General features: G+C 49.7%; 29 protein-coding genes. All 29 read right to left on the bottom strand.

Annotated elements, in window-relative coordinates; all coding sequences use genetic code 11:
* Positions 1-48: 48 nt before the first annotated feature.
* Positions 49-1,038 (bottom strand): aspartate-semialdehyde dehydrogenase, encoded by a 990-nt coding sequence (locus J0X21_RS02050; protein WP_206809866.1) that lies wholly within the window; start codon positions 1,036-1,038, stop codon positions 49-51.
* A 111-nt stretch (positions 1,039-1,149) separates the two neighbouring features.
* Positions 1,150-1,737 (bottom strand): dipicolinate synthase subunit B, encoded by a 588-nt coding sequence (locus tag J0X21_RS02045; protein WP_206809857.1) that lies wholly within the window; start codon positions 1,735-1,737, stop codon positions 1,150-1,152.
* Positions 1,738-1,755: 18 nt separating this feature from the next.
* Entirely contained in the window at positions 1,756-2,661 is a 906-nt protein-coding gene (dpsA, locus tag J0X21_RS02040) for a dipicolinate synthase subunit DpsA (protein ID WP_206809848.1), read from the bottom strand.
* Between the two features lie 86 nt (positions 2,662-2,747).
* Complete coding sequence (gene dapB, locus J0X21_RS02035; RefSeq protein ID WP_206809838.1) at positions 2,748-3,551, bottom strand: 4-hydroxy-tetrahydrodipicolinate reductase; 804 nt, start codon at positions 3,549-3,551, stop codon at positions 2,748-2,750.
* Between the two features lie 102 nt (positions 3,552-3,653).
* A complete protein-coding gene (locus J0X21_RS02030) occupies positions 3,654-3,935 on the bottom strand; it encodes a YlmC/YmxH family sporulation protein (RefSeq protein ID WP_206809836.1) in 282 nt (93 codons plus the stop codon).
* Positions 3,936-3,948: 13 nt separating this feature from the next.
* A complete protein-coding gene (locus J0X21_RS02025; RefSeq protein ID WP_206809834.1) occupies positions 3,949-4,251 on the bottom strand; it encodes a hypothetical protein in 303 nt (100 codons plus the stop codon).
* Between the two features lie 63 nt (positions 4,252-4,314).
* The gene (gene dut, locus J0X21_RS02020) at positions 4,315-4,767 is read right to left on the bottom strand and encodes a dUTP diphosphatase (protein WP_206809882.1); all 453 of its coding nucleotides are present in this window, start codon (positions 4,765-4,767) and stop codon (positions 4,315-4,317) included.
* 28 nt (positions 4,768-4,795) lie between these two features.
* On the bottom strand, positions 4,796-6,058 hold the full coding sequence (locus tag J0X21_RS02015) for a M16 family metallopeptidase (RefSeq protein WP_206809832.1): 1,263 nt from the start codon (positions 6,056-6,058) through the stop codon (positions 4,796-4,798).
* 19 nt (positions 6,059-6,077) lie between these two features.
* Complete coding sequence (locus J0X21_RS02010) at positions 6,078-7,232, bottom strand: D-alanyl-D-alanine carboxypeptidase family protein (protein ID WP_206809824.1); 1,155 nt, start codon at positions 7,230-7,232, stop codon at positions 6,078-6,080.
* Positions 7,233-7,257: 25 nt separating this feature from the next.
* Positions 7,258-8,013: a polysaccharide deacetylase family protein gene (locus J0X21_RS02005; RefSeq protein WP_206809821.1), complete on the bottom strand. Its 756-nt coding sequence runs from the start codon at positions 8,011-8,013 to the stop codon at positions 7,258-7,260.
* 59 nt (positions 8,014-8,072) lie between these two features.
* A complete protein-coding gene (locus J0X21_RS02000) occupies positions 8,073-10,235 on the bottom strand; it encodes a polyribonucleotide nucleotidyltransferase (protein ID WP_206809813.1) in 2,163 nt (720 codons plus the stop codon).
* 205 nt (positions 10,236-10,440) lie between these two features.
* On the bottom strand, positions 10,441-10,707 hold the full coding sequence (rpsO, locus tag J0X21_RS01995; protein ID WP_206809810.1) for a 30S ribosomal protein S15: 267 nt from the start codon (positions 10,705-10,707) through the stop codon (positions 10,441-10,443).
* 163 nt (positions 10,708-10,870) lie between these two features.
* Positions 10,871-11,818 carry a bifunctional riboflavin kinase/FAD synthetase gene (locus J0X21_RS01990; RefSeq protein WP_206809801.1) on the bottom strand — a complete coding sequence of 316 codons (948 nt, stop codon included), beginning with the start codon at positions 11,816-11,818 and terminating at the stop codon, positions 10,871-10,873.
* A 4-nt stretch (positions 11,819-11,822) separates the two neighbouring features.
* On the bottom strand, positions 11,823-12,728 hold the full coding sequence (gene truB, locus J0X21_RS01985) for a tRNA pseudouridine(55) synthase TruB (RefSeq protein WP_206809798.1): 906 nt from the start codon (positions 12,726-12,728) through the stop codon (positions 11,823-11,825).
* Positions 12,712-13,692 (bottom strand): DHH family phosphoesterase, encoded by a 981-nt coding sequence (locus J0X21_RS01980; RefSeq protein ID WP_206809796.1) that lies wholly within the window; start codon positions 13,690-13,692, stop codon positions 12,712-12,714. Before J0X21_RS01980 ends, truB begins: the two co-directional genes overlap by 17 nt.
* Positions 13,679-14,047, bottom strand: coding sequence for a 30S ribosome-binding factor RbfA (gene rbfA / locus J0X21_RS01975; RefSeq protein WP_206809794.1), 369 nt, complete (start codon positions 14,045-14,047; stop codon positions 13,679-13,681). Before rbfA ends, J0X21_RS01980 begins: the two co-directional genes overlap by 14 nt.
* A 17-nt stretch (positions 14,048-14,064) precedes the next feature.
* Positions 14,065-17,226, bottom strand: a complete 3,162-nt coding sequence (gene infB / locus J0X21_RS01970; protein WP_206809792.1) for a translation initiation factor IF-2 — start codon at positions 17,224-17,226, stop codon at positions 14,065-14,067.
* 55 nt (positions 17,227-17,281) lie between these two features.
* The gene (locus tag J0X21_RS01965) at positions 17,282-17,587 is read right to left on the bottom strand and encodes a L7Ae/L30e/S12e/Gadd45 family ribosomal protein (protein WP_206809790.1); all 306 of its coding nucleotides are present in this window, start codon (positions 17,585-17,587) and stop codon (positions 17,282-17,284) included.
* On the bottom strand, positions 17,584-17,850 hold the full coding sequence (rnpM, locus tag J0X21_RS01960) for an RNase P modulator RnpM (RefSeq protein ID WP_206809781.1): 267 nt from the start codon (positions 17,848-17,850) through the stop codon (positions 17,584-17,586). The genes J0X21_RS01965 and rnpM overlap by 4 nt, the downstream gene beginning before the upstream one ends.
* Positions 17,847-19,391, bottom strand: a complete 1,545-nt coding sequence (nusA, locus tag J0X21_RS01955; protein WP_206809779.1) for a transcription termination factor NusA — start codon at positions 19,389-19,391, stop codon at positions 17,847-17,849. The genes rnpM and nusA overlap by 4 nt, the downstream gene beginning before the upstream one ends.
* A gap of 37 nt (positions 19,392-19,428) precedes the next feature.
* Entirely contained in the window at positions 19,429-19,887 is a 459-nt protein-coding gene (rimP, locus tag J0X21_RS01950; RefSeq protein ID WP_206809777.1) for a ribosome maturation factor RimP, read from the bottom strand.
* Positions 19,888-20,114: 227 nt separating this feature from the next.
* Entirely contained in the window at positions 20,115-20,297 is a 183-nt protein-coding gene (locus J0X21_RS16030; RefSeq protein WP_328812057.1) for a hypothetical protein, read from the bottom strand.
* Positions 20,298-20,345: 48 nt separating this feature from the next.
* Complete coding sequence (locus J0X21_RS16025; protein WP_328812056.1) at positions 20,346-20,654, bottom strand: Fic family protein; 309 nt, start codon at positions 20,652-20,654, stop codon at positions 20,346-20,348.
* 39 nt (positions 20,655-20,693) lie between these two features.
* Positions 20,694-21,080 carry a hypothetical protein gene (locus tag J0X21_RS01940; protein WP_206809775.1) on the bottom strand — a complete coding sequence of 129 codons (387 nt, stop codon included), beginning with the start codon at positions 21,078-21,080 and terminating at the stop codon, positions 20,694-20,696.
* Positions 21,031-21,327: a hypothetical protein gene (locus J0X21_RS01935; RefSeq protein ID WP_206809773.1), complete on the bottom strand. Its 297-nt coding sequence runs from the start codon at positions 21,325-21,327 to the stop codon at positions 21,031-21,033. Before J0X21_RS01935 ends, J0X21_RS01940 begins: the two co-directional genes overlap by 50 nt.
* A 47-nt stretch (positions 21,328-21,374) precedes the next feature.
* Entirely contained in the window at positions 21,375-21,746 is a 372-nt protein-coding gene (locus tag J0X21_RS01930) for a hypothetical protein (protein WP_206809771.1), read from the bottom strand.
* Positions 21,747-22,141: 395 nt separating this feature from the next.
* Complete coding sequence (locus J0X21_RS15575; protein ID WP_236006034.1) at positions 22,142-22,345, bottom strand: hypothetical protein; 204 nt, start codon at positions 22,343-22,345, stop codon at positions 22,142-22,144.
* 30 nt (positions 22,346-22,375) lie between these two features.
* The gene (locus J0X21_RS01920; protein WP_206809769.1) at positions 22,376-23,128 is read right to left on the bottom strand and encodes a DUF4367 domain-containing protein; all 753 of its coding nucleotides are present in this window, start codon (positions 23,126-23,128) and stop codon (positions 22,376-22,378) included.
* Positions 23,129-23,132: 4 nt separating this feature from the next.
* The gene (locus J0X21_RS01915) at positions 23,133-23,663 is read right to left on the bottom strand and encodes an RNA polymerase sigma factor (RefSeq protein ID WP_206809767.1); all 531 of its coding nucleotides are present in this window, start codon (positions 23,661-23,663) and stop codon (positions 23,133-23,135) included.
* Positions 23,664-23,984 lie beyond the last annotated feature (321 nt).

The raw sequence follows: 23,984 nt of genomic DNA, 5'->3' as shown, positions 1-23,984 counted from the left end.
ACTCCTGAGTACTGAGTACTGACACCTGACTCCTGAATACTTCACGTTTTATAACAGCAGCTCGGCAATCTGCACCGCATTGGTGGCAGCGCCTTTACGGATCTGATCCCCGACTACCCAGAGGTTTAAACCTTGGGCAATCGAAAAGTCCTCCCGGATTCTTCCGACATACACTTCATCCGTGTCCGCGCTGAACCAGGGCATCGGGTACCGGTCTTCGGCCGGGTTGTCCTCGACGATCACTCCCTTGGCCTTGCTGAGAGCCTCTTTCACTTGAGCCACGGTTACTTTACGTTCTGTCTCTATGTTAATCGATTCAGAGTGGCTGCGCAGGACCGGTACCCTAACCGTCGTCGCGGTTATGGCCATATCCGGTACATGGAATATCTTTTGCGTTTCCTTCACCATTTTCCATTCTTCCTTGGTGTAGTCTCCCTCTTGAAACACATCTATCCGCGGAATCAGGTTAAAGGCAATCTGGTAAGGAAAGGTCTGGGCTGCCAGGTCTTCCCCTTTGGTCCAGGCGCGCATTTGGTTTTCCAGCTCCTCGATCCCTTCCCGTCCTGCTCCGGATACCGCCTGATAAGTAGAGACCACCACCCGCCGGATGCCGGCGAGATCAAGAATGGGTTTGAGCGCGACCACCATAATAATCGTGGAGCAATTCGGATTGGCGATAATCCCCTGATGCCAGCGCACATCCTCCGGATTCACCTCGGGCACAACGAGCGGAACCTTCGGGTCGAGGCGGAAGGCGCTGCTGTTATCGATTACGACCGCACCGCTGTCAACGGCAGCCTGGGCATACTCCGTGCTGGCCGACCCACCGGCAAAAAGCGCAATATCAATCCCTTTAAAGCGGTCAGCCGTCGTCTCCTGAACTTCCAATTCCCGACCTTGCCAAGTGACACTTTTACCGGCAGAACGCTTTGTCGCCAGCAATCTTAATTCGTTAACCGGAAAGTTTCTTTCACTTAAAATCTTTAAGAACTCTTGTCCTACTGCACCTGTTGCACCCACTATTGCTACATTTGGCATTCTTTGCACCCCTTAAATATAGATAATTTTTTAGTGAAAACGGTGCCTTGCCGTCTAGAGCAGGGCACCAGTTCAGTCTCAAAATCTTCTGCTGGAATGATAACCTTCCCTTTATTGATAGTCTAAAAGAACAGGTTGGATTTGCTTGCCATCACAAGCCGACAGAATGGTTTCCGGTATTTTGTTCATATGGGCTACTAATGAATTCGCTTTACTGACCGGATTATCCTGTCCAAAAGGAACTAAATATACATTTTTTGTGATTAAAAGTGTTCCGATGTTCCGGGCATTGAGACCCAAGCCGTCATTGGTTGAAATCGCAATGACCAAAGGCCTTTGATTACGGAGGTGCGCTTTGGCAGCCATCAGCACCGGAGTATCCGTTATTCCGTTGGCGAGCTTGGCAAGAGTGTTCCCGGTACACGGGGCAATCACCATACAATCAAACTTCTTCTCAGGTCCAATCGGCTCGGCATCCGGAATCGTATGGATCGGAATCTTGCCGGTTATCTCCTGAATCTGGGTGTTCCACCCTGCAGCCGTACCGAACCGGGTGTCCATACTCTCTACCGCGTAGGAGACAATCGGGGTTACGTCTGCCCCTTGATCTACAAGATTTTGAATCACCTGGGTAATTTCGCTTAAAGTACAATGCGATCCGGTTAAGGCAAACCCTATTCTTAACCCGTCAAACTGCATCTCTCTTCGCACCTCCACTTAACTTTCCATCGAAGGTTTCACTGTGGTCAGGTGGCGAAGAATAAGTTGCGGGTACACGTGAGCAAGAATCTTGCCGGCCGTTTTGGGAGCGACAATACCGGGGAGTCCGGGTGCGAGCAGAGCTTTGATGCCTAACATTTGCGCATACTCGTAATCCACTCCGCCCGGAATGGAAGCGAGATCAATAATTACCGCATCGCGCGCTACTCTTTCCAGCATTACCCTATCCAAGATTAAGGAGGGAACCGTATTAAATATGATCTCTGCCCGGCCGATCTCATCTTCGAGATCTGAAAAATGAACCGCTCGAAAACCCATTTCAGTGGCCCTTGCCAGATCGGTTCCCTTGCGGGCAACTCCTGTCACACGGGCTCCGATGCCTTGGAGCATGCGGGCAATGGTCCAACCGCACCGTCCCAATCCTAGCACAAAGCTTTCACTGTTATGGATGGTGATCACGGTGTTTTCCATCGCCATTTGAATGGCTCCCTCAGCCGAGGGGATCGAGTTGAGAATCGCCGTTTCGTTCATATTAGCGGTTTCCACAATTCTGATTCCCATCATCTCGGCAGCCGATTTCAGGGCCGGACGCGCCCAGCCGATAAATAAGGGCACGTGCGCCGGAATCGCTTGCAGGATCTCCTTATTCAACATGATTTGGGAATCAGTATACTTGGCTTTGATAACCCCACGTTCATCGGTGCCGTACATTGGGAAGATCAGCACATCCACCTGGGTCACCGCTTCTTTTAGTGAAGCGATGTGCACCCCCGGGACTGCTGCTTTTTCAAATCCGACCCCGACTATGTAGGCCCCCAGTTTTTGCAGTTCTGCTATCAGATATAGCTCCCGATCATCCCCCCCTATCACGGCCACACGAATTCCCTTAAGACCCGCACTCATCTTTATGCCCCCTTTGAGACAGCGTCCCATTGACTACTATCCAGTATATGAGGGAGGTAAGAGTGCGGTTCCCTTAAGTTAGATTCCTAATCAAGGAAATTCTCAAGTCCAATCACCATTTCCGTTAAACCTAACGCCTTACGCACGGCTAACATGATGCCCGGCATATAGGTTTCACGGGAAAACGCATCATGGCGGATCGTCAATGTCTGTCCCAGCCCTCCGAAAATAACTTCCTGGTGGGCAATGAGACCGGGCAGACGCACGGAATGAATATGAATGCCGTTCACATCTGCTCCCCGGGCCCCGGGAATTTTTTCATATTCATTCGGATGCCCTTGCATCATCGGTTCCCGGGTTTCCATGATCCAATCCACGGTCTTCAGCGCTGTGCCTGAGGGTGCATCAATTTTCTGGTCGTGATGCAGCTCAATAATATCCACATGCGGCAAGTATTTTGCCGCTTCACGGGCAAAGCGCATCATTAAAACCGCACCAATGGCAAAATTAGAGACCACAACCGCCCCTACCCGCTCTTTGGATACAAGACTGCGGATCTCTTCAATTTCAGCCTCATCCAAACCGGTCGTCCCGATCACCGGAACTACCCCCTGGGCAATTGCGGTCTTGGCGTTTCTAAAAACTGATTGCGGATTGGTAAAGTCAATCAGCACATCGGCTTGGCTGGTTTTTAACATCGGAGCTTCCAAAGGACCGCTGACATCAACCCCTACTCGTGCAGAACCGATGACATGCCCAATATCCATCCCTTGATTGCGGGCATCAGCCGTCCCGGCTAACACCATATCTTCTTGCTGCAGCACGGTACGAACGACTTCCTGGCCCATTTTGCCACAGGCCCCGGACACGAATACGCGAATTTTTTTCAAACCTGAACCCCTCCTGCGGTGAATAAGGCAAAAACCCCGCTTGCACCAAGCATTCGGGGTTAAGTGTCTTTCTCATTATTGTATTAAAGCAGAAAAGACCTGTCAAACTAAATTTTTATGCATTTTCTCCGATTTGTTATGTAAATCTACAATAATTACTTCAGAACCAACCTTCTTGACCGCTTGCCAAGGGATTACTAAAATATCCCGGTCGCGTTCACTGACACTGCTAAACAAGCCGGAAAACCCGGAACGCGAAGTAAGAATGATTGCTTCAATATGTCCGTTTGAAGACAGAGCAAGGTCGGCATCCCCTACCAGGCCGAGTTTGGCTCCGTCATATAAATTAATAATTTCTTTCCCTGCTAGTTCGCTGAGAAGCATTGATCATCCCCCCTCACTTATGAACATTGCGCCAAAGTCTAAGCACAAAAGGCTGGACAATGGCCAGCACCAGGGAAGCAGCCGCGAGCGGTTCAACGATAAACGCGGACGAACTCCACCAATCTTCCGGAAGTTTAAGAAAAGAAAATAAGAGTTCCAGTGACAGGTAAATCCCGCCGGCCGTTCCCACCAACTGCGCCAAAGCTGTCGAGAGCGGGCTTTGGGTGGGTTTTGAGCGCCACATGGAATAAAATTTCCGTTCCCGGACGGACAAAGCAATTCCGAGTGCTAATAAGACTAAATAAACGGCCTGCATCCCCTTCTCCTCCCTGCTAACGATTGTATGCGAAAGGGGCAAGCTTTAGAACGCTTGACAAATTTAGACTCCGGTAGAGCCGAATCCGCCTCCACCCCGTTCAGTCTCACTTAAAGAGGTCGTCTCAGTCAGTCGCGCATGCCAGACCGGAACAAAAACCATCTGGGCAATACGCTCTCCGGGGTGAATGACAACTGCTTCCGCTCCCTGATTCACCATCAACACCTGAATTTCCCCGCGGTAGTCTGAGTCAATAACCCCCACTCCGTTGCCTAAAGCCAAGCCATACTTAGCCGCCAATCCGCTGCGGGCAAACACCAGCCCCACCACCTGCGGTCCCGGCAGCTCCATGGCCCATCCAGTCGGCACCCTAACTCTCTGCCCCGGCTGTACTTCTAAGTCCTGCTCCAGACAAGCATGCAAATCCACCCCAGCCGACCCCGGGGTGGCATAAGACGGCAAAATCACTTCCAGATCCTCACGCACTCTCTTAAACTTCACATCAATAGCTTCTATACTCGAAAAAATCATTAGACTCCTACCTTTACACCCACTGTTCCAGCACCGAATCCAAATCCACCTCATGCCCGGTGGGTCCTAACGTCAAGAGACTGATCCGGTCTTTTTCCCAGAGGCGGTTTATTACACGGGCCACATCTTCAAGGGTGACCTTGGTCAGCTTTTCCACAACCTCTTCCGGAGTTAAGACCCGGTTATAGGTAAGCTCCGTCTTACCCAGCCTGCTCATACGGCTGCTTACGGACTCCAAGCCCAGATAAAGGCTCCCTTTGATTTGAGCTTTGGTCCGTTCCAGTTCATGGGCGGTAATGCCGTTTTTCTTTAACTCCTGAATTTCGGACAGGATGCACTCTACCACTTCATGCGTATTGTTCGGACTGGTCCCGGCATAAATGGCGAACAGCCCGGTATCTACATAGGTAGAGTGATAGGAATACACGGAATAAGCCAACCCGCGCTGTTCCCGAATCTCTTGAAAGAGGCGGGAACTCAGCCCCCCACCTAAGATATTGTTAATCACATGCATCGGATAAATGTCTTCATCATTCTGTCCCAATCCAGGTACTCCCAGGATGACATGCATTTGTTCCGTCTCTTTGCTGACGGCCCGCTTCACTGTGTGCCCAGTCGGGGTTCCTTCCAATATTCTGCGGCCTCCGCGCTTAAATTCTCCATAACTCTTGGACAAGAGATCAATGACATCCTGATGTTTAATTTTTCCGGCCACTGCGATCACGAGATTATCCGGAGAATAATGATGAGAAAGGTAATCCATAATCTTGTCCCGGTTAAGAGCCCGAATGCTTTCTTCCGTACCTAAGATCGGCTTGCCTAACGGATGATCGTTCCAGACAAATTCGGAAAAAAGGTCATGAATCAGCTCATCCGGGGAGTCTTCATACATTTTAATCTCTTCAATAACGACTTTCTTTTCCTTTTCAATTTCTTTCTCCACAAAAAGGGAAGAGAAAAACATATCGCTTAAGACGTCAATCGCCAGTTCAAAGTCTTCGTCCAGGACTTTGGCATAATAGCAGGTATATTCTTTGGTCGTGAACGCGTTCAGCTGTCCGCCCACCGCTTCCAGAGACTCAGCCAGCTCCCGGGCCGTGCGTTTCTGTGTTCCTTTAAAAAACATGTGTTCAATAAAATGAGAAATTCCTTCAAACCCTTCTTTTTCGTCCCGTGAACCTGCTCCTACCCATAACCCCACAGCAACAGAACGGACATGTTCGATTTCCTCTGTAATGATGCGCACTCCATTCGGCAAAACAGTCTTTTGATACAAGCGCTTCACTTCCTTTACTTTAGTGCCGGTACTCGAATGCCAGGCGTCTGAACAAAGACCATGTTTTGGGTGGAGAAAGAACTTCTCTTTCATTGATCAAAGGCACGCTTTTCAGCTTCTTATCCCCTAACCAGACTTCATATCTGCCCAGTCTTTCTCCGGCGTTAAGCGGCAGTTCCGGTCCTCTCTCCCATACAATCTTCGTCTTCAGCTGATCCTTATCTTGTAGTCTAATACTTACTTCTACTGGAGCTTCCAGAAAGGCGGAAACGGGCTTAAGCCCTGCCAGGGGAAATTCTCCCATCACTTGGCCGGCTTCAGCCAATTTAAGCGCTTGAGTTTGTCCGAAACCCCATTCCAGAAGTTTTTGAGCATCCCCAAACCGGTTGGGAGCGTTTAAAACCACAGTAACCAGTTGCCGTCCATCTTTCGTCGCTGAGGCCACCAAGCATTTCCCGGCGGCATTGGTTGTTCCGGTCTTGACTCCATCAGCATAGGGGTAATTCCACAACAGTTTATTCGTATTGCGCAAATTCATGAGTACATCCGGTTCGAGAAAGTGTATTTCCGTTTCTTTTTGTCTGGTTATCGAAGAAAACGCGGGGTTTTGCAAGCCGTAGCGCGCCATGAGCGCCAGGTCATAAGCGGTAGAATAGTGATTTTTGTTGGGCAGGCCGTTGGTATTTACAAAATTCGTGTTTTCCGCTCCCAGAGTCAGGGCTTTACGGTTCATCAGCTTCACGAAATTTTCTTCCGTCCCGGCAATCTGTTCCGCAATCGCAACACAGGCATCATTGCCTGATCGCACCAAGGCTCCGGTAATCAGTTCGTACAGCGGAATCTTTTCTCCCGGATCAAGATGCAGGGTGGCTTCGCCCACCGCAGCCGCTTTCGGGCTGACTGTCACCACTTCGTCGGGCTTACCTAGTTCAAGTCCCAGGATAGCCGTCATAATTTTGGTCGTACTGGCCGGAGGTTTTTTCTTGAACGCTTGCTTATCAAAAAGCACATCTCCAGTCGAGACATCCATCAACACAGCCGCCTCAGCGCCGACCCCAATCGCCGGAGCCGCCGCAGGGGCAGCCTCCGCATCCGTTTCTGCCGCCAATACCGGCGCTGCCGCACTCATCATTAATAGCAAGACGCAAACCAGCGTCCATAACTGCTTGAACAATTTTAACCACCTCTATAGTCTTAAACTATGAGGTAGTATTTCCTGCCTGGTTCAATGTTATCAATTGGTCTAAACGGTTAAATTCAAATCCTTCTCCCTTTAGAGTTTTAAGAATTACCGGCAGAGCTTTGACCGTATTTTCTTTTGGGTGCATAAGCACAATCGCACCCCGCTTGTCAGGCTTTACGCCAAAACGCACCGCCGGGTTTACGATTCTCTGGGCAATAATCTCCGGAGTGCTTTCCGGCCGCCAATCCACCGTATCCAAAGTCCAAAGCACCGTCACATAACCCAGTTCAGAGGCTGCCTGCACTCCGGGTTTCTCCTTTTCCCCGTACGGAGGAGCGTAATACCGGGTCTTATAGCCAATAATGCTTTCAATGACATTCTCGGTCTTCTTGATCTCTTCTCTGTTAGCCGCAATGGACAAGCGGTCCGGATGCGGATGGGAATAACCGTGGTTTTCAATTTGATGCCCGGCCCCGGCAATGGTCCGTACCAATTCAGGATGATTCTTCGCCCACCTGCCGGTCAGAAAAAAGGTCGCTTTCGCATTGTACTGTTCAAGTGCCTTCAAGATTCCGGGCAAATGTTCCTCTCCCCAGTCCACATTAAATGTAAGGGCGATCGCCTTTTGTTCGGTGGGCACTTGCTCCAAAGGCTTGACCCCGGACGTATACAGCCCTGAAGTTAAACCTTTGCCTAATATACCCAACCCTAAAAGCAAGATCACAACTACTGCAGCAAAGGTCCGCCGCGGAATCTTAACCAGAATAAACATCTGCTTCCCTCCCCCTCTAAAATTATGCAGAGGAAGGGAAATGCAGACTTCTTATCTTCTTATCTGGAATGATGACCTTGGTGCTGGCCTGCCGGTTTTTCCGGTCTGGGTAAAGCCTCTTTGCGCGAAAGGTTAAGCCTGCCCTGCTTATCGATGCCGGTGGCTTTCACTATGATTTCATCCCCGACCTTGGCCACATCTTCCACTTTCTCCACCCGTTCATACGCAAGCTGGGAAATATGCACCAGACCCTCTTTCCCTGCCAGTCCTAACACCCCTGGAATCACTTCGACAAAAGCTCCGAAATCCATAATTCGGGTGACTTTACCGGTATAAATCCTCCCGATTTCCACATCTTGAGTCAAGGCCTGAATGATCTTCAAAGCCTTTTCCCCGCCCCCGCCGTCAACCGCAGAGATGAAGACTCTGCCGTCGTCTTCAATATCAATCTTGACTCCGGTTTCATCAATAATTTTCTTGATCGTTTTACCACCGGGTCCGATAACATCCCTGATTTTGTCCGGATGAATAGAATAGGTAATAATCCGGGGAGCGAAGGGAGAAAGTTCCGGACGGGGCCTCGCAATCACAGCCAGCATCTTGTCCAAAATGAACAGCCTTCCGGTTCGGGCCTGAGCCAAAGCTTCCTTCAAAATCTCCCGGGATACCCCTTTGACTTTAATATCCATTTGCAAGGCTGTGATCCCTTGCTCTGTTCCGGCGACTTTAAAGTCCATGTCTCCAAAATGGTCCTCAATTCCGGCAATATCCGTGAGGATGGCAAACTTCCCTTCCTCTTTAATGAGACCCATGGCAACCCCGGCCACCGGGGCTTTAATCGGCACCCCGGCATCCATCAGAGCCAGGGTACTGCCGCACACGGAAGCCATAGAACTGGAACCGTTTGACTCCAAGACCTCGGATACCAAACGGAGAGTATACGGAAACTCGCTTTCCTGCGGAATCATCGGCAAGAGAGCTCGTTCAGCCAGGGCACCATGCCCGATTTCCCGGCGCCCGGGTCCGCGCATCGGCCTTGTCTCTCCCACGCTAAAGGGCGGGAAATTATAGTGGTGCATATAGCGTTTGGATTCCTCCAGGCCTAAACCGTCCAGAATCTGTTCATCCCCGACCGCACCCAGGGTCGCCACGGTCAGTACCTGAGTCTGCCCCCGGGTAAAGAGCCCGGTGCCGTGCGTCCTGGGAAGTATCCCTACTTCCACGCTGATCGGGCGAATCTCATCCAAAGCCCTGCCGTCCGGGCGGATATGTTCTACCGTAATCAGTTTGCGTACGATCTGGTGAATTAAATCCTCAAGCACGGCGTTTATGTCTTTGAGGTTGTCCGGATACTCCTCTTCAAAATGGGACAAAGTTTCGGCTTTTACTTCATCGATGGCCGCCTCGCGTGCCTTCTTCTCTTCCACCCTCACCGCGGATTCCAATTTATCATAGGCATAAGACTTAACCGCTGAGGCAAGATCGGGCGGCAGCTGTATCAGCTTAACTTCTCGTTTTGGCTTGGCTTTGCCCTCGTTTAAAGCCTCTGCCCGGTATTCTTCGATAAAAGCGGCAATCCGCTTGATTTCTTCGTGCCCATACATGATCGCTTCCAGCATCCGTTCTTCCGGAACTTCCTCCGCACCGGCCTCAACCATCATCACGGCATCTTTAGTCCCGGCAACCGTTAGATGCATCCGGCTTTGCTCCCGCTCAGCCACGGTCGGATTAATCACGAATTGATCCCCGACCAAGCCTACTGTCACGGCAGCCACGGGACCTTCAAACGGAATGTCTGAGATGGTCAAAGCTGCGGATGCCGCATTAATAGCCGAGATATCCGAGGCACAATCCTGATCGACCGACATTACCATCGTGATAACCTGGACATCATTGCGAAATCCCTCCGGAAATAAAGGGCGAATCGGACGGTCGATTAAACGCGCCGAAAGAATCGCCTTTTCACTAGGGCGTCCTTCCCGTTTAATAAAGCCGCCCGGGATCTTGCCGGCTGCGTATAACCTCTCTTCAAATTCCACGGTAAGAGGGAAGAAGTCTATCCCCTCCCGTGGCTCGGGACTGGCCGTAGTAAAGGCGGAAACTACCGTATCCCCGTAACGGAGAAAAATAGCCCCTCCGGCCTGCTTGCCGATTTTGCCCGTCTGAAAGGTCATGGTCCTGCCGCCAACTTGGATCGAACGTTCAAATACTTCCTGTTGCACTCAAGAATCCTCCTTAACACTATCCTTCTTCAACTTGTTTCCTTTTCGACATAATGCTATTATTTCCTGCATTTTGCAGAAAAAAACTATTTCATAAAATAGACACAGCTATGTATTAAAGACTTCCATACAAAAAAGCGGTGAAATCCACCGCTTTTCTATGACTCAACTATTTTTGTTATTAAAATATAGGTGCGTATGCGGATTAGTGGCGCAGTCCGAGATCATTTACAATCTTCCGGTACCGGTTAAAATCTACCTTTTTCAGGTAGTTGAGCAAAGCCCGGCGTTGTCCGACCATCTTCAGCAAACCGCGGCGGGAATGATGATCTTTCTTATGCTCCTTAAAGTGCTCAGTAAGATAAGCAATCCTCGCAGTGAGCAAAGCGATTTGCACTTCCGGAGAACCGGTATCACCTTCATGCTGTTGGAACTTGGTCATAATTTCTTTTTTCTGATCGAGCGTTAACATTTTTGCACCTCCAAAAAATCTGAAAATCCCCGTCTGCCCAGATAAACGCCGGAGTAAGCGCCAGTCCGAGTCAGCGGTTCATTTTTCTGCTTGAGTATACCATGAACACCGCTTTTTTGCAAAGAAAAGTGTTAGAAAGCTATATAATAACAAATCTAAGTAGTCAGGAGTCAGGAGTCAGAACTCCTACTCGTTCTTTAAGCACCCGCTCAGCCAGTGCAGCATCACGCTCCAGTTGCGCTTTTAATTCTTCAATTGCATTGAACTTGCGCTCCTCACGCAAGCGCTCCTCGATCCGAATCTGGATTTCCTGGCCGTAAAGGTTGGCCTTATAATTTAAGAAATGTACTTCAACCGTGGTTGCATACATGGTATGAAAGGTCGGCTTCATCCCGATATTCATAATCCCCGGAACTTTACGCCCCTCAAGCTCAGCCCAGACGGCGTAAACCCCTCTTTTGGGAATTAAGAGGTCTTCCGGAGGCAGGATATTAGCCGTCGGATAACCTAAGAGCCGCCCTCTTTGCTCCCCTTCAATCACTTTGCCCCAAAGAGAAGGCGCCCGGCCCAGCATCGTACGTGCCGTCCCAATATCTCCTTGGCTCAAGGCCTTGCGAATCGAACTGGAGGAAATAATGCGGCCGTCGACAGACTGCGCCTGCAGGACACTCACCCCAAAACCATACTCCTGGCCGAATTTGTACAGATCCTCGGAGGTCCCTCTCCCGGCGGCTCCGAAAGAGTAGTTAAATCCGACCACTACGTGGACAACTCCGATTTTTTCTAAAACCGTCTGAACGAATTTTTGGGGTGAAGTATCTGCCATCTGCCGCGTAAACGGCAGCAAATAGACGGTATCGACACCGATCTCTTCAAAAAGGCTCAGGCGTTCCTCGCTTGTCGTCAAAAGCTTAAGCCCGCGCTCCGGGTGCAAGACTTTGAGCGGATGAGGTTCAAAGACAAGGACGCTGAACTTGGCTTGTTGGCGTTCAGCCTCATGCAAGCCGCTCTCCAGCAGTTTGCGATGTCCTAAGTGAACTCCGTCAAAATTACCCAAAGCCAGTACGGATGCGGAGGCAGGATGCTCGGGCAGCCTCTTGATAACTTGCACTGGTTTATCCTCCTCCTGGTGTATTATCTAAAGCCAAAACCTTATGCGGATAAAGCTTCCCTTCCCGCCAGACTCCGATTCCTAAAAATCTTCCATCAGAGAATACTTGCACGGTTAACCCTTCCGTAGATAGTCCTTTCACTGTATGCCCTGCACTGGACAAACCGTGCAGAAAGGCCTTAACCCTCTGCACTTCTAAGTCCGCTTTCGGCAAATCCAGTCCCTCCGGCAGCGACCTCAGGAAAGAGTAATCGTTGTGCTCCACGCGCTCTGACAGTTCTTCCAAGGTCCAGCTGTTCTCCAGGGTAAACGGTCCTGAGCGCAGGCGCAAAAGATAGGACATATACGCCCCGCAGCCGAGCGCCTCTCCGATATCGTGGCAAAGGGTACGGATATAAGTCCCTTTCGAGCATTCCACATCCAAAAAAGCCCGCGGAAACTCTTCATCCCGCCAGCCCGAGAGCGCTAACGAATATATTTCAACTTCCCGTCCCCTGCGCTCGATTTCAATCCCTTCCCGGGCATACTCATACAGGTGCTTGCCCTGATACCGGACCGAGGAATACATGGGCGGCACCTGGGTTATCACTCCCCGGAAACGCGGAAGAATCTGTTCGACATTTTGAGCCGTGAGCTTTGGCACCCGCCTGCTCTTCACCGTTCCATATGCATCCTGGGTATCAGTCGTAACACCGAAGGTAATTTCGGCGCGGTAAGCCTTGCCTTGTCCGGTAAAATACTCAGCGACCCGGGTAGCCTGTCCGACGCACACAGGCAAAACCCCGGCGACTCCGGGGTCAAGTGTGCCGGTATGGCCCACCCGCTTCAGCTTTAAGAGGCGACGCAGCCACACCACCACATCCGAAGAAGTCATCCCTGGAGGCTTCAGTACATTAACCGACCCGTCCACGGCCAAGCCCCTCCCGAATGGCTTCAATTAAATTCTTCTTGGCCTCAGCCAAAGGCTGGTGCAGCGTACACCCAGCAGCCCGTTTATGCCCGCCGCCGCCGAACTTAGACGCCATTTCATTCACATTCAACCACAGATTGGAGCGCAGCCCCACCCGAATTTCAGCCGGTGCAATTTCCCTGAGAAGGGCCGCTACTTCCACGCCGGCGATAGTACGCCCATGATTGACCAGCCCTTCCGTCAGGCTTTCTTCAGCCCCGGACTCCTTAAAATCTGCAAGAGTAAGGGTCATGACGGCCAGCTGCCCCTCATCTAAGATTTCCAGGCTGGCCAGTGCCCTCTGCAATAATTTTACCTGGGCCAAAGGCTTCTGGTCAAAGACATGATGATGAACATTGCCAAAGTCAATCCCTTTTTCAATTAAATTGGCAATTAAACGGTGCGTTTGGGCGGTGGTATTGCTGTACTGAAAGGAACCCGTATCCGTTACAATCGCCGTATATAGATTGGTGGCCATGGCTTGGTCGAGCTCCACTCCCAGCTCAGAGATAAGCGCAAAAGCAATCTCGCCGCTGGCGCTGGCCTGGGGATCAATCACATTGATCTTGCCAAAACTTTCATTGGAAATATGATGGTCCAGGTTAAGCACGGTAGCCGAGGCCGGTAAGTCTTCCTGTTTCAGTTTTACCCTTCCTAAATCGGCACAATCAACGAACAATAACACCTCGGGCCAGGGGTTGGGGAGTTTGGCAGAAATCCGTTCCGTTTCCGGCAAAAAGGCCAGGTTGTGCGGCACCGGATCAGGGTTATAATAATAAACTTCTTTGCCCAGGGTGCGCAGAGCGATTCCAAGGGCAAGCATTGAGCCAATGCAGTCCCCGTCCGGAGAAACATGGGAAAACAAGGCGACACGCGTGGAATTCTTCAAAGCTGCCGCCATTTCAGCCAAATTATTCACCGGCATCATTCCGATCGGTAGATGTTTCGACCTCACGCAAGAGTTTGGAAATATGCGCCCCTTTTTCCAGGGAAGCGTCATACTTAAATACGATCTCCGGAACATGCCTAAGCCGTATGCGCTTGCCAATCTCGGACCGGACAAACCCTGCGGCCCGGTTAAGGGCATCCAGCGAATCTTTGCCCGCTTGCGCATCTCCCAAAACACTGACAAAAACCTTGGCATGCCCTAGATCGTCTGCAACTTCAACATCCGTGACGGTGGTAAAACCCAAGCGGGGATCTTTCAATTCTTCCCGGATCATCTGGGAAATCTCTTCTTTAAGTGTCTCCGCTAAACGGTTGGCCCTATGCTTTGCCATGTCAATCCCTCCAGGCCTTAAAGATGACGTTCCACTTCTTCCATGGTGTAGGCTTCAATAATGTCCCCTTCTTTAATGTCATTAAAATGTTCCAAACCTATCCCACACTCGTAACCTTCGGCTACCTCGCGCACATCATCTTTAAAGCGCCGCAAGGAATCAATATTACCTTCGAAAATAACCACTCCGTCCCGGATCGCCCGCACCTTAGCCGAACGAACAATCTTGCCGCTGGTGACAAAGCTCCCGGCCACAGCCCCGATCTTCGGAACTTTGAATACCTGGCGCACCTCAGCCCGGCCCAGGGTTACTTCCTTAAACTCCGGTTCGAGCAAGCCGGTCATGGCTGCTTTGACATCCTCAATCGCGTCATAAATGACCCGGTACAGCCTGATATCAATGCCTTGCAAGTCTGCAGTCGCTTTCGTATTGGCATCCGGACGGACATTAAACCCGATGATAATGGCGTTGGAAGCAGCTGCCAGCATGATATCGGACTCGGTAATCGCTCCGACTCCCCCGTGAATCGAATTCACCCTGACTTCGGAAGTGGAGAGGCGGTCAAGCGCCTGCCTGAGTGCTTCCACCGAACCTTGAACATCTCCTTTAATAATGATGTTAAGTTCTTTGACCTCTCCTTCCTTAATCCGGTCAAATAAATCTTCCAAGCTCACTTTAGCGGTAAGCTTTGCTTCTTCAGCTTTACGTTCCGTCAAGCGGGCCGATGTAATCTGACGGGCTAATTTTTCATCGGCTACGACATAGAACTGTTCTCCCGCTCCCGGAACCTCGGACAGACCCTGCAATTCAACCGGCATCGAAGGGGTCGCTTTCTTCACCCGCCTGCCTTTATCATCGGTCATCCCTCTGATCTTCCCGAAGGCACAGCCTGCCACTACGATATCTCCTACATTCAGAGTACCCTTGGATACCAGTACGGTAGCTACCGGGCCGCGTCCTTTATCCAGCTTGGCTTCAATTACCGTACCTGTGGCAATCCGGTTCGGATTAGCTTTTAATTCCCGCATTTCTGCTACCAGCAGAATCATTTCAAGCAGCTGGTCAATATTGGTTTTGGTCTTAGCGGAAACCGGAACGGCAATCGTCTCCCCGCCCCACTCTTCCACGACCAAACCATGTTCGGTCAGTTCTTGTTTGACCCGGTCAGGATTCGCGTTCTCCTTGTCTATTTTATTCACAGCAACAATAATGGGAACATCCGCAGCCTTGGCATGGTTAATCGCTTCCACAGTTTGGGGCATCACTCCGTCATCAGCTGCAACGACTAAGACAGCCACATCCGTGACTTGGGCTCCCCTGGCACGCATCGCTGTAAAGGCCTCGTGGCCCGGGGTGTCCAGGAAGGTGATTTTCTGACCATTTACTTCTACCTGGTAGGCACCGATGTGCTGGGTAATCCCTCCTGCTTCGGTTGCAGTCACTTTGGTCGTGCGGATTGCATCCAGAAGGGATGTTTTCCCGTGGTCAACGTGACCCATGACCGTCACCACCGGCGGCCGGGGCTTTAAGGTCTCTTCCGGATCCTCAATATCTTCAATTAAAGTCAACGGTTTTTCTACCTTGACTTCAACAGTTACACCCATTTCACTGGCAATAATCGTTGCTGTCTCCGCGTCGAGCTCCTGGTTAATTGTAGCCATGACTCCTAAACTCATCAGTTTAACAATCAGTTCACTGGCTTTGCGGCTCATTTTCGCCGCTAAATCCTGAACGGTGATACTTTCCGGTATCACGATATGCTTGGGTGTAGTGTCTTTTACTTCCTTAACTGCCGGCCTCGGCGGGCGTTTGAACGGAGTCTTAATTTCTTTCTCGGCATCCCGTCTGCGCTCATGGTTCTTATTGTCCTGGGATTTCTTCTGGGCAGGCATCTGCCGTTTGACTGGCTGTTCCACTGCTGCTGTTGCGGGAGCCGGGGGCACCTCTAACGGGCGCTGCATACCCGGGCGCTGACCATAGGGGCGGCCCGGCGCACCTGGACGAGAGCTTTGGGGGCGGCCATCTTGACGCGGGCCCTGGGCATATCCCTCCGGACGAGGACCTTGGGGTCTGCCTTCCGGTCGGGGACCCTGCGGTCTGCCTTCCGGTCGCGGTCCCTGCGGTCTGCCTTCCGGTCGCGGTCCCTGCGGTCTGCCTTCCGGTCGCGGTCCCTGCGGTCTGCCTTCCGGTCGCGGTCCCTGCGGTCTGCCTTCTGGTCGGGGACCCTGCGGTCTGCCTTCCGGTCGCGGTCCCTGCGGTCTGCCTTCCGGTCGCGGTCCCTGCGGTCTGCCTTCCGGTCGGGGACCCTGCGGTCTGCTTTCCGGACGCGGGCCTTGCGGCCTGCCCTCCGGTCGCTGTCCCTGCGGCATTCCTTCCGGTCGCTGTCCCTGCGGCATTCCTTCCGGTCGCTGTCCCTGCGGCATTCCTTCCGGTCGCGGACGCTGAGGCCTGCCCTCCGGATGCGGTCCCTGCGGCCTGCCTTCCGGACGCGGGCCCTGGGGCCTGCCTTCCGGACGCGGGCCCTGGGGCCTGCCTTCCGGACGCGGGCCCTGGGGCCTTCCTTCCGGACGCGGACGCTGAGGTCTGCCCTCCGGATGCGGTCCCTGTGGTCTGCCTTCCGGACGCGGTCCCTGCGGCATTCCTTCCGGACGCGGGCCCTGGGGCATTCCTTCCGGACGCGGACGCTGAGGTCTGCCCTCCGGATGCGGTCCCTGCGGCATTCCTTCCGGACGCGGACGCTGAGGTCTGCCCTCCGGATGCTGTCCCTGCGGCATTCCTTCCGGACGCGGACGCTGAGGTCTGCCCTCCGGATGCGGTCCCTGCGCCATTCCTTCCGGACGCGGACGCTGAGGTCTGCCCTCCGGATGCGGTCCCTGTGGTCTGCCTTCCGTACCTGGGCCCTGTGGTCGACCTTCTGGACGTGGGCCTGCCGGACGCGGTCCCTGAGGTCTTTCTTCTGAGCGCGAACCTATCTGGCGTTCCCCTTCTGTACGCTGGAGTTTCTCCACACTTTGTCCCGAACTCCCTTTAATTTGCATGCGCAGCCGATCCGCGTCCGCTTTTTCCACCGCACTCAAATGGTTTTTAACATCGACTCCCATGGCAAGCAGTTTGGTTATTACTTCTTTACTGCTTAAATTTAACTCTTTTGCTAATTCATGAACACGACTATTTGTCATTAAACCACCCCCACATTATCAGCGCCGTTATATTTCCAAGCCATCAACTCCCTACTTAAAGAGAACTTGACTCACGCTCCAGAATAGCTTTCGCGAACCCTTCGTCCAACACCAGTATGGCAGCGCGCGGCGTTAAACCTATTGCTTGGCCAAGTTCCTCTTTTTTCCCTTTTTTTAGGATAGGCAGTTTGATATCCTGTGCCCATTGAACAAACTTTTTGTGGGCGCCGGGAGCATCTTCTGCCAAAATCAAGAGATATCCCTTCTCTTGTTTAAGCATAGCCTCTACTTGAGCATCTCCTGAGGCAATTTTACCCGCTCGGCGGGCAATGCCTAAAAGACTGAAATAACTTCCTGTCACGAAGTAGCCAACTTCCCTTCAAGTTCAGTGATGAGATCAGGTGCCACTTCCACACCTAATGCTTTCTGGATGCGGCGGGCTTTGACCGCAGTCCTTAAACAGCCAATCTGGGGACAAAGATAGGCGCCGCGGCCATTGCGCCTGCCGGTAGCATCCAACTCAACCGACCCCTCCGGCGTCCGCACGATCCGTATGAGTTCTTTCTTAGGTTTCATTTCCTGACAGCCCAGACACATACGCATCGGTACTTTACGCACCTTCATCGAATCACCCTCTTGGCCTTTTTCTTTTTTTCTTTGAGGCTGGCCTTTTCGTCCGCCTCAAAGTATTTCTGCATGGCCCGGTCCCTTTCTGTCAGCTTTTCTTCCCTGCCGGCGTTTACGGCCGTACTTTCTTCATCTAACTCAGCTTCGGCTTCACCGTTGTCATTGGCATACTCGTCATCGTCATAGGATTCATCGGACGCTTGGTCATACTCTTGGTACCCTTCATCCTCTGAGTAATCATCATATTCCCCGTCTTCAGGGTAATCGTCATATTCTCCGTATTCATCATCATACTCATCATAGCCGGCATCCTCGTCATACTCGGCATTCTCATCATATTCAGCGTTTTCATCATACTCGTCATACTCGCCGTACTCTTCGTAGTCATCATATTCGTCATAGTCTTCGTAGTCCCGATACTCTTCTTGCTGGTCAGTATATTCCTCCGCATCGTAGTCCTCGTATTCTTCATAGGCTTCTTCCTCTTGCGGAATCAGGTTTTGCGCCAAAGCCTGGGACTCACTCTTGATGTCAATTTTCCAGCCGGTGAGTTTAGCGGCCAGCCGGGCGTTCTGCCCTTCTTTTCCAATAGCCAAGGACAATTGATAGTCCGGCACGACGACCAAAGCCACTTTATCTTCCGCTTTAGGATAAACACCCAGAACTTTGGCTGGAGACAGAGCGTTAGATACAAACTCCTTGTGGTCGGTTGAATAATTGACAATGTCAATTTTTTCTCCCTTAAGCTCGGTGACAATGGTCTGAACCCGGTTTCCTTTGGGGCCTACACATGCGCCTACGGCATCCACATTGGGATCGCGCGATAAGACGGCAATTTTCGAACGGGCACCGGCTTCCCGGGATACCCCTTTGATCTCAACCACTCCGTCATGTATTTCCGGCACCTCCAGCTCAAACAGACGCTTGATCAAGCCGGGGTGGGTGCGGGAGAGCATGACCTGCGGCCCTTTGGTTGTCTTTTTCACTTCTACGACATAGGTCTTGATTCTTTCAAACGGCTGGTAGGTTTCGCCCGGAATCTGTTCTTGCGCGGTCAGCATCGCTTCCACTTTGCCCAAGTCCACGATGACATTTTTCTGTTCGTACCGTTGCACGACTCCGGTGACGATATCCCCTTCACGGTTAATATATTCGTCGTAGATCATCCCCCGCTCAGCTTCCCGGATACGCTGGACCACCACTTGTTTCGCGGTCTGGGCCGCAATCCGGCCGAATTCACGGGGAGTGACTTCCGTTTCCACGATATCTTCGAGATTATAATTGGGATCGATTTTATGGGCATCCTCCAGACTGATCTGGGTCCGAGGGTCTTCGACCTGTTCCACGACGTTTTTGCGGGCAAACACTTTGATTTCTCCGCTCATGCGATCGATGCTCACCCGTACATTTTGGAGGGATGCGAAATTTTTCTTATAAGCAGAAATAAGGGCAGCCTCAATGGCTTCAAACAGAATTTCGGCGGAGATCCCCCGCTCCTTCTCCAGTTCATGGAGAGCTTCAATGAACTCCATATTCATTTTTGATTTTTCCCCCTTGTATTTTGGTAGGGTCTATCTAAAATTCCAGGGCTAAATGTGTTTTCTGAACCAACGACCGGGGAATCGAAACCTGTTCCCCCTCATATTCCAGCACAATTTCATCATTTACCAATCCAACCAAATACCCGGTAAAATCTTTATATCCCTGAAACGGTGCATGCAGATGGGTGGAAACCAATTTCCCTTTGAAGCGTTCGAAATCCTCATCTTTTTTCAGCGGGCGTTCCAATCCGGGTGAAGACACTTCCAGCATATAGGCCTGCGGGATCGGGTCATCCCGGTCTAACGCTTCACTCACCGCGTGGCTTACATTGGTGCAATCATCGAGATCGACTCCGCCTTCCTTGTCGATAAACAGGCGCAAGTACCAATGGGCGCCCTCTTTAATGTACTCAACATCGACCAGTTCAAGCCCTTTCTCTTGAATTAAGGGTTCAACTATCGCTGTCACTTTATGTTCAATACTATGCTCCATATGGCTCTCTCCTTTGACGCAGCAGTCTCTATTTCATAGTTTTGCAGTGATTTCCGTGCTTATACCTTAGAAAGCAATTTCAAATGCCAAACCCCTCCGCAACAATGAAAGAGTGGGTCAAACCCACTCCTTAACATCAGTAGCTAGAAATTTCCTTTCTTTACTATAGCATAATAACAAGATGGACGCAACAGCTTAAAGCCTGATTTTCGCAAGATGGGAAAATCTTATGGCTTTATCCCCGGATTACCGCCCAGTCTCGGGATTGGAAGGTGCAGAAGCCGCATGATTTCTTTTTGTGATTCAAGGACCCGCTCGGCAATGAATTGTTGAAAGGGCAAAGCATTGCTATGGGCCTTTTCAAGAAGCTGAATGTATTCGTGTTTGAGAACCGGAAGAATCACGGCCAACAGGTATCCATCCTGTATTAGGGCAGTATTCATGATCAGCCTGGCGATTCATCCGTTTCCATCTTGAAACGGATGAATAAAGACAAATCGTTTGAGCAGGGTAAACATGAAATCATAAGCTTTTGCGTGGCCAAGCGCCTCGAAGGTATAGCGTAGTGGTTTACCCCCAACAGTTAATCCATCCTCAAGCAATACCTTGGTTTCACTCTCGGTCAGAGTATTTCCCTCAAGTGCATTGGAGGACCAAGTAAGCCCTATGCGGTAATAAGCTTTAAGCTGCTTCAGCAGTTCCCCTTGGAAAGGCCTGCGCTCATTAATCTGCGCTTGATATAAATCGAGTAATTTATAGAGGTCCATTCACAACGCCGAAACGGCTCACCACCTTTTTTGTTTCCATTATACCATAAAATTTTCCATTCTGCTAAGGCTGGAATCCATCTTGTCCGCGTCACTGACCATGGCAATAATGAGAATATACGAGATGACTCCGATAATCATGCTGACAGAAACAGCATAGATTATGAGGCTCGGCGGCAGGTTTAGACTGAAGGGAGTGACGGCCAGGATTATCAGATTGGCCGCGAAGAACAGCCGCCAACGCCGGTTTGCCTTATGTCTGAGTTCTTCGGCTCCCAGCTTAAGCGCGCGCTCAGAGATGCCTTGGCAGATATAGTAGACCATGAATAAGGTAAGAATGGTTGTGGTGAATGCAACCAGCATAAACGCAATATTTTCACGGGAAAGAATAAATGCCGTCACTGTCAATGCTATAATATGTCCCATCGATCTGAACATCTCCAGCAAATGTAATCCGTAAGACCTTGGTATCTCCCTGAAAGAGATCAACAAAATAAAGATACCCTGTCCGTGGAATCTGATTCAATTTCTTCTTGAAAGTCAGAGAGTTCATTAGCTGCAAAAACTGGCCGATCCTCTGTTTATCCTCGGTGGTAAAATTTTGGCCGGTTCGGCCGTCGAGCATATAAAGCCTGGATATTTCCGCTAATGTACCCGGGTATAAATTAGACAATGTCACCTTATTAGAGGGTTTAGTGTAAATCAAAGGTTGTTTGAACATTATTTCTGATTTATTATTATATTATCATTAGCAGTTCCGCCGCCTCCACCGAATAATGTTATCTCACCATCTTTATCGGTAAATAGCACGTAATCGACGTAATGTTCACCTGCCCAACCATCATATGCCAGAACAAAAGCTTTATAATCCCAAACTTCCTTAATCGGCCCAAGAATCTTATGGTTATTGTACATACCACGAATTTTATCTTTCTTCACGCTAGCCATTAATCTCTCTTCCAGGGTTGCGGACCTGGTCGGAGGATTAATGGACAAGGAATCAGCTCCAATGATAGATTCGGTTGGAATAAGTGAGCATGTAATCGGCATCACGGCTATGATGATAGCTAAAGCCGGGATAATCCGTCTCATCTTGGCCCTCCTTTTAGTTCCTTTATTAGTAAGACGATTTAGTTCAATCAAACATCGGTTAATATCCAATCCATTTAAGTGTCTGCTTAAAAATATCACAAAACCAGTCTATTTATAACTTGGACTGAAATAGGGCTTACCCATTATAAGAGATAAGCCCCTGTTAGCATTAAGGAATATAAACCGCTTTGGTATAGGAAGTACCAAATTCTAAGTATTACTATAACTAAGAGCGGTATGCTCGCCGGCTACCCTATATGTGTATCCGCGTGAGACTGAGAGATGTTGTCCCCCTGATATATAAGACGTGTTTCTGTCCAAGTAACTGAAGGCTTGAAGCGTATACCAATTTCCATTGGCATAGTATTGAAGGTTCAAGGTTAAACCGATTTCAGCTACCGGACTGTAGGTAGAGGTGTATCCTGAGATAGTAATGGTGCCATCCCCATTTCAATTAACTGGGAATAGCCTCCTGCCAGATATTGATAAGATAGAGGTTGTACTATTGAACCGCCGTTATCGTTTTTGGGCGCACCTAAAGCGGTTACAGGTGTCAATAGGATTAATAGGGTCAATAACAGTAACAAAAACTTCTTCATGTGCTTTTTCCCCCTAAGAATATTCTAGATTCAGATAATCGATTCAGCAATTTTAATACACTCTTCTTCCGATAATTGTCCTCTAAGCTCAAACAAGAGTCCCCGGTCGTACCAAGTTAATGAGGTTATAGCATTTTTACTAATTAATATGGTAGCCGGATGGCCGTTGATTGCGATCTCCTTTGTTACTGTATCATCCGTATCATACATATAACCTTGCGAGACAGTTCCTTCAACTTTTTGCTGGGTAAAGATAATTAAATGGCCCTGCGAAAGATACTCCATCCAAACTTTAGTAATGTTGGCCCCTATTTTAGTGAGGACAATTTTCTGCCTAGTCGTTCCTGGCGGTAAATATTTAGGTACGGCAATTTTGAAATTAACCGCTTTTTGAGCTTCTTCAAGAGTTGTTTCCCCTTCAGTAGTTCCTCCTAAGTTGTTGACAGTTGGGGCTTTCATGTTTGAAGCATCGTTACTGATGGTTAAGGTTACGTTTTTGGTGGTTTTGCCAACTATTTGGCTAAAGATTTGAACGATCTTTTCCCCAAAAGCAAAAGCTTGTACAGGCTTAAAAATGGTCAAAGAGCTAGTCATAACCACCACTGCGACCACTGATGCCGCAATAAGCCTACGGGTTAACTGCCGTTTTTTCTTCTGTCTAAGCTCAAAATAAGCCTTAAACTTTTCCCATTGCTCATCAAACGGGGGAACGGGTATTTCTTCCAGTTCCTTAGTTAACGTTTCCTTTATTTTTCGGTCAAGTTCTTCATCTGTTAGACTCATTGCCTTATCCTCCTAACACTTCCTCCGGATTATCACGTAAAAAGATTTCTCTGAAATTAGTTCGCGCTCTATGCAGGCGAGTTTTAGCTGTTCCTTTAGATATATTTAAGATCTGAGAAATTTCCTCTAGGCTCAGCTCCGAAAAATATCTGAGTGTCAAAATTTCCAAATCATTTTGAGACAATTGATTAAGAACCCTTGTGACTTCATCCTTAAGTAAGAATTCATTCTCAAAAGAATGGCCTCGCCTATGAGACACTTCCGAAAATGGAATCACTTTGCGAATCTTATTTGCCCTTATGATATTATGGGCTTCATGCACTGTAATGCTGGTAATCCAGGTGACATATTTCGTCTTATCTTTGAGCTGGTCAATCTTGCTATATGCCTTTAGAAAAGCTTGTTGGATGACATCCTTACTCTGGTTTCTGTCTCCCGTTATGGCATAAGCAATTCGAAAGAGCTTACCGTAAGATTGTTCGAACAAGATTTGAAATATTTCAAGGGAATGAGAATCTTGGTCAAGAGGCGGCAATGTCCACACACCCCCTTTCTCGGAATCTACTGATAAAAATCGGAACTTAAAATACCAAATTCATGGAACATTCTTATTGTTGGGCCAATTGATCAACTTTCCATACCCTATTAATCTTTGTTAAGCGAAAAGTACTTGATTTAATATCACTAACCCCTGATGGCTCATTCCATTTAATGTCCGCATGACAAAGAGCTTTATTGTAAGCGTCAAATATAACGACACATAGCTCACTCCTCTTTTCTGTGAGAAACTATGTAAGTGAGAGCATCCTGAGATATAGCTAGATATAGCGAGATATCGCGAGAACACTCAGTAGCT

Origin of the sequence: Paradesulfitobacterium ferrireducens, assembly GCF_017310645.1 — a bacterium.
Lineage (GTDB): Bacteria > Bacillota > Desulfitobacteriia > Desulfitobacteriales > Desulfitobacteriaceae > Paradesulfitobacterium > Paradesulfitobacterium ferrireducens.
This window is presented reverse-complemented; position numbering and strand designations above follow the sequence as displayed.